Genomic DNA, 14,220 nt, shown 5'->3' with positions numbered 1-14,220 from the left:
GGCGGGGTCGTCAGGCATGGGCGGCGGGCCGGCCGAGGAGCCGCAGCGCGCACCCGGTGAGGCACAGCGCGGCGGCGGCGCAGCAGAGCGGCAGCACGGACGGCCCCGGCGGCAGGCCGAACCGGGTCACCGCGCCGGCGGTACCCGCGGCCCCGAGGCAGATCAGGGCCGGGGGCCAGGCCACTCCGAAGGCCTGGAGCAGGAGCGCGGTCCACAGGGTGGCCGCGAGCAGCGGGAGGGTGGCGGGGCCGGCTCCGGCGAGCAGTGCGGCGGGCAGCAGCGGCAGGGCGTGGCCGAGCATGCAGAGGGCGAGGACTCCGGCCGACCGCAGCCGGAAGCCGCCGGGGGTCGCGGACGCCGCGAGGGCGGCGGCCGACAGGCCCCGGTAGCGGTAGAGCAGCCATTCGGCCGGTCCCATGCTGACGGTGAGCACGATCACGGCGTACGGCTCCCGGCGCCCGGCCAGCAGCACCAGCAGGGCCGCGGCCAGGCCGAACAGGCCGTACGGCAGGGAGTGCCGCAGCGGGGGCCCGGCGCCCTCGCCGGGCGCGGGCGGGGCGGTGTACTCGGCGCGCAGGGTCAGGCCGGCGGCGACGGCCGTGGCGGCCAGCGCCAGGAGGACCGCTCCGGCGCGCAGCGGTGCTCCCGGATCCCACCAGGGCAGTACGGCGGTGCCCGCGACGAGCGGGGCGAGGGCGGCCAGCAGCCGCAGTTCTCCGCCCAGGACGAGCAGGACGCCGGCGGCGGCCAGGTAGAGCGACTGGGCGGCCGCCACCCAGAGCACCGGGGAGCCGTGGGCGGTGAGCGCGGCGGCGGCCGTGGCGAGCGCGGCGCCGAGCGGGGCGCCGCGCAGCAGGACGCGGGCGGCCTCGCGGCGGCCAGCCACCATCCGCAGGTAGGCGCGGTGGCCGAGGGCCTGGCCCCAGGCCCAGGAGAGGACGCCCGCGGTGACGAGGGCGCCGACGTGCTGTCCGGGCCGCCACAGGGGTGCGGTGAGCAGGTAGGCCAGGGCCGGCAGGGCGAACAGCGCCCCGCGCAGCAGGCAGCGCAGGTGGTCCGGGCGCCACGGGTCGGCTCCCCGGGGCGGCTCCGGGAAGGCGCGCGGTACCCGCTCGTACAGCGCGGTGGCGAGGGAGAAGATGTCGGGGTGGCCGTAGCGCTGCCGGATCGTGTCGGCGGACAGGCCGTCGGCTTCGAGCAGGGCGGCCACTTCGTACGGGTGCACGGCGGGGCCGACGCGGTCCGCGAGCTCGGCGGCGAGCCGGTTCACGGCTTCCGCCGGGGTCACGGGGCCGGGCGCCACGGGGCCGGCCCGGCTCCCGCCCCGCGTCCCGGCCGGCCGCTCGGGCGCGGTCAGCCGCAGGGTGAGGGTGTCGTCCTGACCGCCGCGCGGTTCGAGGTCCAGGGGCCCGCTCATCCGGCGAGGCTCCCCGTGCCGGAGACCGCCGGGGTGCCGGGGTCCTGGGGTTCCGGGGCGTCGTCCCGGGCCCAGGAGGGTACGGGGCGGGGCGGGCGGGAGCGGGCGGGGCCGGCCGACGCGGTGTTCGCGGGCGCGGCGGGCGCCGCCGTCACGGGGCGGGGCGGGATCGCGGAGGGCCGGGTGAGGGAGGGCAGTTCCAGGTAGATGGAGCGGAAGGTGTCGATGGTCTGGCGCAGCGTGAACTGCTCGATGACCCGCAGCCTGGCCGCGCGGCCCATCTCCGCCCGGCGCGGGGCGTCGGAGAGCAGTTCCAGGGCCGCGGCGGCCATGGCCTCCGGGTCGCGCGGGGGGACGACCAGTCCCGTGTCGCCGACGGCCTCCCGTACGCCGCCCACATCGGTGGAGACCGTCGCCCGGCCGCAGGACATGGCCTCGATCAGGGTGAAGGGGAAGCCTTCGCTGATGCTGGAGAGCATCACGACGTTCCCCGCCGCGTAGGCGTCCTTGATGTCGTCGACCCGGCCCTCGAAGACGACGGCCGCGCCGTGCCCGAGCTCCGCGGCCAGGGCCTCGCAGCGCTCCCGGTACGCCTCTCCGCCGCGCGGGGTGCCGCCGAACAGACGCAGCCGGGCTTCGGGGAGTTCGCGCCGGACCGGGCCGAAGGCGCGGATCAGGGTCTCCAGGTCCTTGATGGGGTCGACCCGGCCGGCCCAGCTGAGCGTGGGGACGTCCGGCTCGGGCCCGGCCGCCGGGAAGGCGGCGGGGTCGACGCCGTTGTAGACGGTGCGTATGGACTCGGGACGGGCGCCGCCCTCCTCCTCCCACAGCCGGTTGTAGCGGTTGCCCGGGGTGATCAGGGCGGCCCTGCGGTAGCTCTCCTCGGCGAGCAGCCGGAAGAAGCCCAGGACGACGGCCTTGACGGGCCAGCGGTAGGGCGCGGTCCGGTAGCCGAGGTAGCGCTCGCGCAGGTAGACGCCGTGTTCGGTGAGCAGCAGCGGCACGCCGTGCCGTTCAAGGGCGGCCAGCCCCGGCAGGACGGCGACGCCGCCGCTGACGGCGTGGGCGACGCCGTGCTCCGGGGGTGGTGCGGCGAGCGGGCGCAGGGCGTGCTCCAGCAGGGTGGTCGTGGTGAGGGCGTCGCGCAGGGTCGGCCGGGACTCGCGGACGGCGAGTCCCGGACGGTTCCACGCGGAGGCGAGGATCCTGATCGCGCGGTCGCCCCGCAGGAACGGGCTCAGGTGTCCGTCCGCCGCGGCGCTCGCCATCGTGTACAGCGCCGGGGCGAAGCCGGCTTCGGCGTGCGGGTCGACCAGGGCCGTGAGGAACCGCTCGTAGGCGGCGGCCAGTCGGCGCTCGGCGCGCCCACGGGGCCGGCGGCCTTCGGGCGGCGCGCCCCAGAGGGGGACCGACCGGACGTCCAGCACGTGGCCGGGCAGGTCCCAGGCGGGGGATTCGCGGCCGGTGCCGGTGACCGCGATGACGTCGAAGTCGAAGTCGGGCATGCCCTGGACGAGTTGGTCGCACCACACGCTGACTCCGCCGTGACTGTGCGGGTAGGTGCCTTCGGTGAGCAGGGTGACACGCGTCGCGACGGAACGCCGCGCGCCGTGGTGAACGTGCATGGGTGGGCTCCACGGCCGGAGTGTGGGGTGGCGGGGGCGGGCGGCCTGGCGGTCCGGGCCGCGCGGCGGCGGCCGGGACCCGCTGTACGCCGGTCAGCCCCGGTGGGCGGCGGAGCCGGGCTCGCGCACGGCGTCGGGGACGTACGTGCGCGGGGCGGGGAGGGTCCCCGGGCCGGGGCGCGGGGCGGTGGCCGCACCGGTCCGTTCGCCGGCGCCGGCGGTGGCGGTGGCGGTGGCGGACGGCGGGAGGTGGAAGGCGGACGGCGGGCCGGCCGGGGCCGTCCAGCCGGAGACCCGGCCCGCGTACGCGGTGCCGAAGGCGGCGGTGCCCCGGCGGGTTCCGGCCGGGAGCGTCGCGGGCAGCGCGAGGCCGTCCGGGGCCTCGACCGTGACGGTGTCGCCGATGCGGTACGCGGTGACCCGGCCGGCCCGGACGGCGTCCTGCCAGGCCGCGCGGCGCTGGAGTTCGGCGCCGATGTCCTTCATCCGGAGGTTCTCCACGGGCGCGTTGTCCGCGAAGAGGGCGCCGTACCCGTCGAGCACGCCGTCCAGGACGGGGTAGGCGATGCGCTCCTCGGCGAGGTTGGACTGGTGGATGAAGTGCGGCTTGGGGTCGTTGGACAGGACGTGGCCGAGGGTGGTGCGGACCTCCTGCGGGACGATGTGGCCCGCGTAGCCGGTGGACGTGTCCAGCGGTGCGGGCAGGCAGGTGGTGGTGTCGGCGTGGTCCTCGCAGATCCCGCTGCCGCCCTGGGAGCGGCGGGTGTAGATCCAGTTGTACTCGTCGGTCTGCTCGGCGGCCCTGCCCGCGTTGTAGTAGACGTTGATCGGGTGGCGGGCGACGGTGGCGGCCGGGCCGACGAGCCTCTGACGGGGGTCGCGGGAGTTGTCCGAGGCCAGCCACCGCACTCCGTTGTCGGCGAGGGCGGGGCCCAGGTTGGGGTTGTCCTGGGGCTGCTGCGGGAGCAGTTTCGTCCCCGAGTGCTCGCCGGTGACCAGCTCGTCGTTGTGGAGGGGCAGTCCGGCGGTCTGGCCCCAGACGCGGTTGAGCGCGATCTCGTCGCTGATGGCGGTGCGGCTGACCCACTGGGTGGATCCGTCCGGCTCGGTGGCGCACTTCCAGGGCACGGTGCTGACGTCCTGCCGGCAGCCGAGGTAGGCGTGCGTGTAGGTGTGGTTGACCCAGCGGAAGCGGTCGCGCTGGGCGAGGAGGACGTCGGCGAGGGCGTCGGCGCCGTTGTCGTCCTCGCGCTGGTCCAGGCTGCCGGCCCCGTTGTAGACCATGTCCAGGGTGAAGCCGCGGGCGGTCTGCCAGTCGGCGGCGTGGGTGGCGTCGGCGCCGGTCATGCGGATCGGGTTCGGGGTGCCGGCGCCGTTCGCGCAGTCCACGTCCCCGGGCGTGCAGTCGAGCACGCTGTCCCAGCGGTCGTCCGCGGCGAACACGTCGTCGACGTGGACGGCGAAGTAGTTGCGGGAGGCGCCGAGGTGGACGCCGCCGGTCATCCACTCGACGATGCCGCGGGCCAGCAGGCGGAACTGCTGCTGGTACTGGTTGTAGACGAAGGTGACGACGAGTTCGCGCCGGCCGTCGTGCCGGTACTCGCCGACGAGCGAGCCGCGCCGGGTCGTGCCGGGGACCGGGGCGTCCACGTACGTGGTGAAGTCGGCGCCCGGCGCGGGCTGGGCGAGGTAGGCGTAGCTCTCGCCGACGGAAGGCGAGTTGTCCTCGAAGGGCACGGCGCCGTCGAGGTAGCCGAAGGGGCCGCCGAGGCCGGCCGTGGTGACCCCGGCGCGGACGCCGTCGAGGCTGCCCGCGTAGCCGCCGGGGGTGAAGTACTGGAGGCCGACCTGGGGCCGGGAGTACGTGTACGCGTCGACCTGCGGGATGCCGTACGTGCGCTCGTAGCCGGTCAGGGCGGCCATCTCGGCCGAGCCGGCCGGGAAGGGGTTGTCGTTGGGCAGGACGACGGCCTGGTACTTGGCGCGGGGCCGGCCGTCGACGCTGTCGGCGAGGAAGGCGGCGTCGATGGCGGGCCGGTCGCTCCGGGTGAGGTCGACCCGGGTGTACGGAGTGCCCGCCGACTCCAGTTCGGCGGCGATGGCGGCGGTGGTGGGCCCGCCGTCGGTCACGACGAGCACCCGTAAGTCGGTGCGCTGCGCGGGGGCGTCGGCGTGTGCCGCCCCCGCGGGCAGGCCGAGTGCGGCGATGAGCGCGCCCACCGTGAACACGGCCGTGCGTATGGTCCGCTCCATGCGGTGAAGTCCCCTCCCGGGCAGGGGTGAGCACGGCTCGCACGGAGCGGACGCACCCCCTCGCGTGACGCCGGCGCCCCCTCAGAAGCCAGTCGTCGACGCATCCGTCGCGTCACATGGTGATGTCTCTGTGTAGCGTTTGTGAGGGTGTCGCGAAAACCGGCGGGAAAGTGCGGGCGCACGAGGGGGGCGCACGGCGGAGGTGGTCGGCGGGCCCGGCCCGCCGGGCGCACTCCCGCCGACGGGGGCCCGGAGACGCGCGGAGGGTCGCGCGCTGGTCCGGACCCGGCGTGGTGCGCCGGGGCGGACCCGGGCTGTCCGCGGACCGGGCTCCGGCGGCCGGGACCACCGGAAACCCGGGCTGGGTTCATTTCCGGCCACGCACCCCGACGGTGGCGGCCGGACGGCCCGTCAGGCGCAGAGGACGCGCGTCTCGGGCGTGTAGACCGGGCCGCCGGTGGTGTTGCTGCTGTCGCTGAACTCGGCGTAGTAGTAGCTGTAGAAGCCGATGTTGCCGTTGCAGCCGGAGTCGGCGGCGACTTGGAGGGTCAGCGTGACGGTGCGGCTCTGGCCGGGCGGGATGGTGGCTCCGTAGTTGCCGCCGAGGTTCGCCGGACCGGTCCCGGAACAGGCGGTGCTGCCGGAGGCGGTGGCCAGGGAACAGCCGGTGAAGGCGTACTTCAGATCGGGCCGCTGGGTGGTCAGCCAGGTCGGGTCGATCGTCTGGTAGACGAACCAGACGTCGTGGCTCTTGTTGTTGGTGAGCGTCATCGACAGCTGCACCGTGCCACCCGGGGTGGTCGTGGCGCTGCTGGTGCTGAAGGTCAGTGCGGCCGGCGCCGGGTCGGCGCTCGCGGCCGGGGCGAGGCCGAACACGGCGAGGACGCAGGCGAGGACGGCGGCGAGGCTCAGGCGGCCCGTCAGAGGTGATCTCATGGCCCGGGAGGCTAGGCAGAACACCCGTACGCCGTCTGCCCCTTGGGGACGGACCGGACGGTGATCGGCCGGAAGTGTCCCTCGTGCGCGGGCCCTGCGGGGAAGACGTGAAGGAAGATCACATACCGTATACCGCCAGCACACGGACCGTACCGGAGCGAAAACCCCGTGCACCGCCCTCGGCGGGGTACGGACCTCCTCTTTGGCGCGCACCTGACGCACCGGCCGGCGGGCCTGCCCCGCACGGCACCCCGGGCCGGCGCGGTTTCCGGCCGGACGGGAGCGTTCCGGCCCTGCGCGGGCCGTGGAGCCGACGCCGCGGGACGGGCGGGACGGCTGCGGGCAGCCGCCCGGACGGGACGTTGCGGACATGCCGTTGCCCTCCGCTACCGTGACCGCATGGACGAACGCAGCAGGTGGGAGGCGCACCGCCGGGCCCGGCGGATGGTTTCGGCGACGGCCCGGCGGGCCGCCGTCGCCGTCGTCGCCGCTGCGACGGCCGGCGCGCTGACGGCCTGTTCGGAGCTGCCGGACGAGCGGGACGTCCGCTACGCCGGGGACTACGGCAGCCACGAGCCGCTGGCGGTGGTCGGGTACCCGTCGGCGGGCACGCTGCGGATCGCCCAGGAGGTGGTCTGGCGGACGGCCGACGGGGACGCGGAGGAACTGGCCGCCCTCGCGGCGCCGGGCACCGTCCACAGTGCCCCCGCGCCGACGGCGCGGAACTGGATCTCCGCCTTCGGCGAGGGCGCCCGCGGGAAGGTCACCGCGGAGTTCTACGACGAGGGCTCCAAGCGGCAGGGCATCGTCCTCTACTTCCACACGACGGGCCAGATCAAGCAGATCAGCGCCCGAGCGGGCATGGGCGGCGAGGACCGCGACTGGTACGTGTACATGGACGAGGCGGACCTCGCGGACGCCACGGCCGTGCCGTCGTGGATCCCGAAGACGCCCGGCGCCCTCGGCTCCCGGTCGGCGGTTTAGGCGGGACCGCGGGCGCGGCAGGTCCCCGTCCGCGAACGCGCTCCCGCCCCGTCCCGGATGGCGCGGCCGTGAGGCGCGCGCCCTCCTACACCCGCGGACTCCCTCCGGAGGCCGGGTCCGGGGTGCGCCCGGCCATCTTGGAGTGGCGGTAGGAGTAGGCGAAGTAGACGACCAGTCCGATGAGGAACCAGAGCCCGAAACGGATCCACGTCTCCACGCGCAGGTAGGTGATGAGCCAGACCGAGGCGATGACCCCGATCGCGGGGGTGAAGGGCATGAGCGGCGTGCGGAACGTGCGGGGCAGGTCGGGGCGCCGGTAGCGGAGCACGATGACCGAGGTGCACACGACGGCGAAGGCGAGCAGGATCCCGATGTTGGTGAGCTCCGCCGCCTCCCCGATCGGCACGAATCCCGCGATGGCCGCCGATGCCACGCCGACGATCCAGGTGACGCGGGTCGGGACGTGCCGGGTCGGGTGCGTCTTGGCGAACCAGTGCGGCAGCAGTCCGTCACGGCTCATGGAGAACCACACGCGGGTCACGCCGAGCATGAAGGTGAACATCACCGTGAGGATGCCGATGATCGCCCCGACCGCGATGATGTCGGCCACCACGGGCAGCCCGGCCGCCTTGAAGGCGCTGGAGAACCCGCTCTCCGGGTCGACCTCGGTGTACTTCTGCATGCCCGTCAGGACCAGGCAGGCGAGGACGTACAGCACCATGGCGATGGCGAGGGAGTAGATGATCGCCCGGGGCATGTGCCGCTGCGCGTCCTTGGACTCCTCCGCCGCCGTGCTCATGGCGTCGTAGCCGAAGACCGCGAAGAAGACTGTCGCCGCGCCGGTGAAGGCGCCGCCCACGCCGTACGGGAAGAAGGGCGTGTAGTTCTCGGATCTGATGTGGAAGAAGCCGACCACGACGACCAGCAGGACGACCAGCACCTTGAGGACGACCACGACGGTCTCGAAGCGTGCCGCGTTCTTGATGCCCAGGGTGAGCAGGTAGGCCGTGAACAGGCACAGGACGGCCGCGATGAGGTCGAAGCGGTGTCCTTCGCCGGTGCCCGGGGCGCCGAGCATCCATGTCGGGAGGGAGGCGCCCGTTTCCTCCAGGAGGAAGTTGAAGTAGCCGGAGATGCCGATGGCGACGACCGCGACGATGGCCGTGTACTCCAGCAGCAGGTCCCAGCCGATGAACCAGCCGGCCAGTTCGCCGAGGACGGCGTACCCGTAGGTGTACGCGGAACCGGCCTTCGGGATCAGGCCGGCGAACTCCGCGTAGGAGAACGCCGCCGCGGCGCTGGCCACGCCGGCGATGAGGAAGGAGACCAGCACCGCCGGACCCGCGACGCCGTTGGCGACCGTCCCGGCGAGCGTGAAGATGCCGGCGCCGATGATGCCGCCGACGCCGATCGCGGTGAGCTGCCACAGGCCGAGGGTGCGGGCGAGCTGCTCACTGGGTGCGCCTTCGGGCTCTTCGATGTGTTCGATCGGTTTGCGGCGGAGTACGCCCTGCCCTGACCACCACGTGGCCATGCTCCGTTCCTTTCGGCCGGGAGTGACGAGCGCACATCATCTCGGAAGCACCCACCGTGCGGAACTAGGCGCTCCGCCCGGTGGCGATTCCGGTCCGCGCCCCGGCGGAGTGTCCGGCCGCCCCGGGGCCGCGCGCCGACGTTCGACACGGCGTTCGACACGGCGTACCCCGAGCGGGACGATGGGGGGAGCGACGCGCTTCGGCGTCCCTCCACCGGTCGCCGGCACGCGGCGCGAAGGCGGCGGACCTCCCCCGTCCGCTCCCTTCGTCCGAATCCCCGCCCCGGGCCTTCGGGCGTACGGTCCGGGCTGCCCGGAGGAGCATCATGAAACGTCTCATCGCGTTCGGCGCGGCACCGCTCATCGCCCTGCTCGCGTCCGCCCCGGCGGCCACGGCGGCTCCGGCCGCTCCCCCGCTCCCCCGCGTCTGCCACCTCCTGAGCCAGCCCGCGGACCCGTACCACCTCGGCTGCCGCGAGGGCTTCAGGCAGGGGACGGCGGCCGGCCACCAGAACGGCCTGGAGTGCCGCAAGCTCCCGCCCCCGCTGTCGCCGGTGAACCCCAACCCGTACGAGCAGGGCAAGCGGCAGGGCTACGTGGAGGGGTACGACCGGGCGTTCGCGCACACCTACGAGAGGAACTGCGACCTGCCGCAGCTCCCCCCGGCGCAGACGACGCCGCCGCAGACGCAGACACCGCAGAGCATGGCCGCCGCCGGCCAGGCGGCGGGTGCCAACTGGGGCAAGGAGGACGCCCGGCTGACCTGCACCCGCGAGCACGCGGAGCTGGTCCCGCCGACGAAGCCCGACGTGCTGATCACCGCGTACCAGAACGGCTACCGGGTCGGCTACGACGTCGCCTACGACGAGGCGTACCGCCGGCTCTGCCTGAAGAAGTGACCGCCGCCGGGCCGTGGTGCGGCCGGAGCACCGGCCCCGCCCCGGCGGGACCGTTCAGTTCCACGTCCGCAGCTTCTCCGGGTTGCGCACCGCCCAGATGTGGGTGATCCGGTCGTCCGTGAACCCGAACGCGGCCACCGTGACGGTGGTGCCGGCGTGCTGGGCCACCAGCCCGGGGCGGCCGTTGACCGACCGTTCCAGGAGGGTCGGGCCGGGCGCCGCCCTGCCGCCGATCCCGGTGATGAGGCGGGCGATCGCCTCCGCGCCCTGGACGGGGCGGAGTACCGCGCCGACCAGGCCGCCACCGTCGGCGATCATGGTGGCGTCGGGGTCGAGGAGGCCGACGAGGGCGGCGACGTCCTTGGCCTCCCAGGCCTGCTTGAAGTCCCTGATGGCGCCGGCCCGTCGAGCGGCCGTGCCCGCGTGGGGGCGCGCCGTACCGATGCGGCGGCGTGCCGATGAGGCCAGTTGGCGGCAGGCCGCCGGGGTACGGCCGAGGATCGCGGCGACCTCCGCGAAGGGGTAGCGGAAGACGTCGTGGAGGATGAACGCGACCCTCTCGGCCGGGGTCATGGATTCGAGCACGACGAGGAAGGCCATGTCGACCGACTCGTCCAGGGTGACCCGGTCGGCCGGATCGCAGCCGGCACCGGCGGGCCGGGCGTTCCTCCACTCCGTACGGTCGGGCAGCGGCTCCGGAACCCACTGGCCCACGTAGCTCTCGCGGCGGGCCCGGGCCGAGCCGAGTACGTCGAGACAGACGCGGCTCGCCACCTTCGTCAGCCAGGCACCGGGCGACTCGATGGCCTCCTGCTGGTGCCGGGGCATGGCGTACCAGCGGGCGTACGTCTCCTGCACGGCGTCCTCGGCCTCGGCCAGGGAGCCGAGGAACCGGTAGGCCAGATTGATCAGGCCGGTACGTTCGCCCGTGATCACGCTCAGGCTCGGGTCGGTGGTCATGGCCGCGGGGGCTCCCTCGTTCGCGTCTCTTCCCGTCGACATCCTCGACGACGGGCCGGTGCGGGAGGTGAGGCGGTGAGCCACTTCACACGGGCCGGCCGGTGGCCGCCGCCTCCGCGGCCGGGCGGACGGCGCCGGCCGGGGAGGCGGGGGCGGGGTCCGTCAGGGGGCGGACGGGTGGTCCGGCGCGGTGTTCGCCCCGTCGCACATCGCTTCGCCGTAGAGCGTGGAAAGGGCGTCGTCGATGGGGTGCGGCAGCGGGTTCCCCGAGGCGTCCCGTGCGTTCCAGCGCTGGAGGTTGAAGGCGACGGACATCTGACGCCTGCCGTCGTCGCGGGTCAGGGACATGGTTCCGGCACCCCAGGCCGAGCCGTCGTGGCCCCAGAAGGTGCCGCAGTCCCGGACCGTGACCCTGTGGAGGCCGAGGCCGTACTGGACCGTCGTGCCGTCCAGAGCACGGACCGGGACGGTGCGCTGCATCTGGGCCAGCGAGGCACGGCTGACGATCCTGCCGTCGAGGAGCTTGGCGTAGAAGCGGTTGAGGTCGTCCATCGTCGACACCAGGGCCGCGCCCGTCCCGACCCAGGACGGGTCGTAGACGCTGTAGTCGCGCGGCGGGTCGAGGAGGCCGTGTGCCGCCTCGTACATGCGCGCGTGCGGGCCGTCGAGGTGCGGGCCCGTCGGGAACCCGGTGTGCCGCAGGCCCGCGCGCCGGATGACGTGGCGGGTGATGTACTCCTCGGCCGGGGTGCCGGTGACCCGTTCCAGGAGCTGGCCGAGCAGGAGGTAGTTGGTGTTGGAGTACACCCCGGTCGGGCCGCCTGGTTCGCCGGTGGGGGGTGCCGCGAGCCCCAGTTCGATCAGTTCGGCCGGGCGGAACCGCCGGAACTGGTTGTCGTCGAGGCTCTGGGGCGAATTCACCGCCAGGGAGGGGAAGGCGTAACGGACGTAGTCGGGGAGGCCGCTGGTGTGGTTGAGCAGCATCCGCACCGTGATCTTCCTGCCGCGCTCTCCCGGCACGAGGTCGGGGAGGTGGTCTCCGATCGGCGCGTCGAGCCGGATCCTGCCCCGCTCGACCTGCTGCATGACCGCCGCGGCGGTGAAGGTCTTGGTGACGCTGCCGACGCGGTGGCGCATGTCCGGGCTGACGGGGCGTCCGGTGGTCACGTCGGCGACTCCGGAGGCGCCGCGCCAGGTCCGGCCGTCGGCGCGTACCTCCGCGTACACCCCCGGGATTCCCGCCCGGTGGACGGCGTCCATCGCCGTCTTCAGCTCCGCGGGCGTCGTGCCGTGGGGAGGCGGTGCCGCCACCGCGGGGGCCGCGGCGGCGGTCGTGAGCAGGGCCACGCCGACGCACAGGGCGAGGCGGGTGCGGGTCTTCGGTCGGATCGTCAAGGTCCGGGTCCTTTCGGGGTTGTCGGGTGGTGGGGCGGGTGCTTCAGCCGGCGAGGGCACGGCCCAGGACGGCGCCGAGTTCGGCGTTCTGGCGCTGGGAGACCTCGGCGGACAGGAGGGCCTGCGAGCCGTGGAAGGTGCCGGGCCACTGGTGGATCTCGACCGGTACGCCCGCCCGGAGCAGGCGCAGCCCGTACTCGAGGCCCTCGTCGCGGTTCGGGTCGAACTCCGCGGTGGAGAGGTAGGCCGGGGGCAGGCCGGACAGGTCGGCGGCCCGGGCCGGCGCGGCGTACGGGGTGGCGGGCCGCGCGCCCAGGTAGTGCCGCCAGCCCGCGACGGCCTTGTCCCGGTAGAACCAGGGCGTGTCGGTGAAGTTCCGCGCCGACCAGCTGTCCTGGCGGTCGTCGAGCCCCGGCTGGTTGAGCAGTTGGAACCGGATCTCCGGTCCCCCCTGGTCGCGGGCCCGCAGCGTCACCGCGGCGGCGAGGTTCGCGCCGGCGCTGTGTCCGCCGACGGCGATGCGGGCCGGATCGATGCCGAGGTCGGCGGCGTGTGCGGCCGTCCAGGCCAGTACGGCACAGGCGTCGTCCAGGGCGGCGGGGAAGGGGTGTTCGGGGGCGAGGCGGTAGTCCACCGAGATCACCACCGCGCCGGAGCCCGCGGCGATGCGGCTGGCCCACGGGTGCTCCGTGTCCAGGTTGCCCATGACGAAACCGCCGCCGTGCATCCACACGATGGCGCCCCGGGCTCCGTGCGGGTGGTAGATCCGTACGGGCACGTCGGGGTCGGCGGGGACGGTGCGGTCCTCCACCCGCATGTGCGCGGCGTCCGGTGCCGGCACCGCGGTGGCCAGTCGGGCGAAGGCCTCGCGGGCCGCGACCGGGTCGTCCAGGTCGGTCCGGGGGAAGAACGGTATGAAGGCTTCGAGTTCGGGGTCCATGGCGAACATCCTCACGGGCCCGGCGGGTCCGGGTCGCCCGCCGCCCGTCGGGCATCCCGGCCCGATCGCGCGCCGATCGGCGGGCCGCGTCCGCCGGCCGGCCTTCTATGCTGCCGGTATGGAGGCACTGGCCGTACGGCTCTCGGGACTCGATCCGTACGTCGACGGGGCGCTCCGCATCGTCGCGTTCTACGACACGCTGATGCGCCGGCGGGTGGACCTGCCGGCGCTCGCCCGGGCCTCCGCGGGCCTCGCGGAGTGCGTCGCCGGGATCCGGCTCCACGGCACGGGGCGGACGATCCGTGTGGCGTCCGACGGCCGCGAGGTCCCGCGGGCGCCGGGATCCGTGTCCGCGTCCGGCGGGGTGGCCGTCGTCCTCGACGAGGAGGAGATCGGCTCCGTGTGGCTGGAGCGGCCGGGGCCGGCCGGACCGCTCGACCAGGTCCTGCTGGAGCGGCTCGCCATCGCCGTGGCGGCCGCCGTCGAACGGTACGGGCCGGCCCGTACCACCATGGCGGACCCGGCCCTCGTCGAGCTGGTCATCAGCGCCGGCACGGACGAGGCGGCCAGGGCCCGGGCGCTGCGGCTCCTGGGTTTCGCCGCCGGTCCGCCGGTCCGTGTCGCCGCCGTTCGGTCGCAGCTGCTGCCGCTGGACCGGGTGGGCGGGCTCGTCTGCCCGGGCCGGCCGGTGAAGGGGGCGGTACTCGCCGGGGTGGGCGTCATCCTGGCCGCCGCCTTGGATCCGGACCGGTTCCCGGAGGGCGTGTGCGCGGGCGTCGGCGCTGCCGAGAGGCCCGACCGGGCGTGGCAGGAGGCCCGTACCGCCCTGCGGTTCGCCACGCCGCGCGAACCCGTCGTCCGCTACGCCGGTCTGGGCGCGCTGGCGCTCCTGGCGGAGGTGCCGCCGGAGACGCTGCGCGGCAATCCCGATGTCGTGGCGCTGGCCGCCGTGGCCGGCAGCCCGGAGGACCTGGAGACGCTGGACGCCTACTGCGCCACCGGGTCCCTGCGCCGGGCGGCCGACCTGCTCCACCTGCACCACAGCAGCGTGGCCCGCAGGATCGAGCAGATCGGCAGGGTCCTCGGCCTCGACCTGAGCGCCCCGGCGGGACTGATGCGGGCCAGGCTCGCCCTCGCCGCGTGGCGGCTGGCCGGCGGCTGAGGGGCCGCGGGCGTGTCGCCACACCGGCGCCCCGCCCGCGAGGGGGGTACTCCCGGAACCGGTTCCTGTCGGAGTCATGGGCAGCCGGCGCCCGTGGCGGGCCGGCGCACCGGCC

11 protein-coding genes are annotated in these 14,220 nt (G+C 74.6%); 3 read left to right on the top strand and 8 right to left on the bottom strand.

Annotation, left to right across the window (positions count from 1 at the left end; genetic code table 11):
- Window positions 1–10 precede the first annotated feature (10 nt).
- The 4 genes from ACZ4WZ_RS30830 to ACZ4WZ_RS30815 form a co-directional block, all read right to left on the bottom strand.
- Window positions 11–1,417, bottom strand: a complete 1,407-nt coding sequence (locus ACZ4WZ_RS30830; RefSeq protein ID WP_467895839.1) for a hypothetical protein — start codon at window positions 1,415–1,417, stop codon at window positions 11–13.
- Window positions 1,414–3,042, bottom strand: a complete 1,629-nt coding sequence (gene pelF / locus ACZ4WZ_RS30825; RefSeq protein WP_467895836.1) for a GT4 family glycosyltransferase PelF — start codon at window positions 3,040–3,042, stop codon at window positions 1,414–1,416. Before pelF ends, ACZ4WZ_RS30830 begins: the two co-directional genes overlap by 4 nt.
- 93 nt (window positions 3,043–3,135) lie before the next feature.
- Window positions 3,136–5,295 carry a hypothetical protein gene (locus tag ACZ4WZ_RS30820; protein WP_467895833.1) on the bottom strand — a complete coding sequence of 720 codons (2,160 nt, stop codon included), beginning with the start codon at window positions 5,293–5,295 and terminating at the stop codon, window positions 3,136–3,138.
- Window positions 5,296–5,706: 411 nt separating this feature from the next.
- A complete protein-coding gene (locus tag ACZ4WZ_RS30815) occupies window positions 5,707–6,231 on the bottom strand; it encodes a hypothetical protein (RefSeq protein WP_467895830.1) in 525 nt (174 codons plus the stop codon).
- Between the two features lie 399 nt (window positions 6,232–6,630).
- On the opposite strand from ACZ4WZ_RS30815, the gene ACZ4WZ_RS30810 reads away from it, so the two are divergent.
- Window positions 6,631–7,215 carry a hypothetical protein gene (locus ACZ4WZ_RS30810; RefSeq protein WP_467895826.1) on the top strand — a complete coding sequence of 195 codons (585 nt, stop codon included), beginning with the start codon at window positions 6,631–6,633 and terminating at the stop codon, window positions 7,213–7,215.
- A gap of 85 nt (window positions 7,216–7,300) precedes the next feature.
- On the opposite strand, the gene ACZ4WZ_RS30805 is transcribed toward ACZ4WZ_RS30810, so the two are convergent.
- Entirely contained in the window at window positions 7,301–8,749 is a 1,449-nt protein-coding gene (locus tag ACZ4WZ_RS30805; RefSeq protein ID WP_467895822.1) for an amino acid permease, read from the bottom strand.
- 326 nt (window positions 8,750–9,075) lie between these two features.
- Here ACZ4WZ_RS30805 and ACZ4WZ_RS30800 point away from each other — a divergent pair, with 326 nt between their 5' ends.
- Window positions 9,076–9,648: a hypothetical protein gene (locus ACZ4WZ_RS30800; RefSeq protein WP_467895818.1), complete on the top strand. Its 573-nt coding sequence runs from the start codon at window positions 9,076–9,078 to the stop codon at window positions 9,646–9,648.
- Between the two features lie 54 nt (window positions 9,649–9,702).
- On the opposite strand, the gene sigJ is transcribed toward ACZ4WZ_RS30800, so the two are convergent.
- The 3 genes from sigJ to ACZ4WZ_RS30785 form a co-directional block, all read right to left on the bottom strand.
- Window positions 9,703–10,608, bottom strand: a complete 906-nt coding sequence (gene sigJ, locus ACZ4WZ_RS30795; RefSeq protein ID WP_467895815.1) for an RNA polymerase sigma factor SigJ — start codon at window positions 10,606–10,608, stop codon at window positions 9,703–9,705.
- A gap of 162 nt (window positions 10,609–10,770) precedes the next feature.
- On the bottom strand, window positions 10,771–11,868 hold the full coding sequence (locus ACZ4WZ_RS30790) for a serine hydrolase domain-containing protein (protein ID WP_467895888.1): 1,098 nt from the start codon (window positions 11,866–11,868) through the stop codon (window positions 10,771–10,773).
- Between the two features lie 178 nt (window positions 11,869–12,046).
- Window positions 12,047–12,943: an alpha/beta hydrolase gene (locus ACZ4WZ_RS30785; protein ID WP_467895812.1), complete on the bottom strand. Its 897-nt coding sequence runs from the start codon at window positions 12,941–12,943 to the stop codon at window positions 12,047–12,049.
- A 118-nt stretch (window positions 12,944–13,061) separates the two neighbouring features.
- Here ACZ4WZ_RS30785 and ACZ4WZ_RS30780 point away from each other — a divergent pair, with 118 nt between their 5' ends.
- Window positions 13,062–14,105, top strand: coding sequence for a helix-turn-helix domain-containing protein (locus tag ACZ4WZ_RS30780; protein WP_467895809.1), 1,044 nt, complete (start codon window positions 13,062–13,064; stop codon window positions 14,103–14,105).
- Window positions 14,106–14,220 lie beyond the last annotated feature (115 nt).

The sequence above is a fragment of the Streptomyces sp. NPDC029122 genome (assembly GCF_055569445.1).
This window is presented reverse-complemented; position numbering and strand designations above follow the sequence as displayed.

What these genes read in the sequence shown, in the direction of transcription:
- ACZ4WZ_RS30830 (WP_467895839.1), bottom strand. Translation starts at nt 1,417, where the DNA reads ATGAGCGGGCCCCTGGACCTCGAACCGCGCGGCGGTCAGGACGACACC.
- pelF (WP_467895836.1), bottom strand. Translation starts at nt 3,042, where the DNA reads ATGCACGTTCACCACGGCGCGCGGCGTTCCGTCGCGACGCGTGTCACC.
- ACZ4WZ_RS30820 (WP_467895833.1), bottom strand. Translation starts at nt 5,295, where the DNA reads ATGGAGCGGACCATACGCACGGCCGTGTTCACGGTGGGCGCGCTCATC.
- ACZ4WZ_RS30815 (WP_467895830.1), bottom strand. Translation starts at nt 6,231, where the DNA reads ATGAGATCACCTCTGACGGGCCGCCTGAGCCTCGCCGCCGTCCTCGCC.
- ACZ4WZ_RS30810 (WP_467895826.1), top strand. Translation starts at nt 6,631, where the DNA reads ATGGACGAACGCAGCAGGTGGGAGGCGCACCGCCGGGCCCGGCGGATG.
- ACZ4WZ_RS30805 (WP_467895822.1), bottom strand. Translation starts at nt 8,749, where the DNA reads ATGGCCACGTGGTGGTCAGGGCAGGGCGTACTCCGCCGCAAACCGATC.
- ACZ4WZ_RS30800 (WP_467895818.1), top strand. Translation starts at nt 9,076, where the DNA reads ATGAAACGTCTCATCGCGTTCGGCGCGGCACCGCTCATCGCCCTGCTC.
- sigJ (WP_467895815.1), bottom strand. Translation starts at nt 10,608, where the DNA reads ATGACCACCGACCCGAGCCTGAGCGTGATCACGGGCGAACGTACCGGC.
- ACZ4WZ_RS30790 (WP_467895888.1), bottom strand. Translation starts at nt 11,868, where the DNA reads ATGGACGCCGTCCACCGGGCGGGAATCCCGGGGGTGTACGCGGAGGTA.
- ACZ4WZ_RS30785 (WP_467895812.1), bottom strand. Translation starts at nt 12,943, where the DNA reads ATGGACCCCGAACTCGAAGCCTTCATACCGTTCTTCCCCCGGACCGAC.
- ACZ4WZ_RS30780 (WP_467895809.1), top strand. Translation starts at nt 13,062, where the DNA reads ATGGAGGCACTGGCCGTACGGCTCTCGGGACTCGATCCGTACGTCGAC.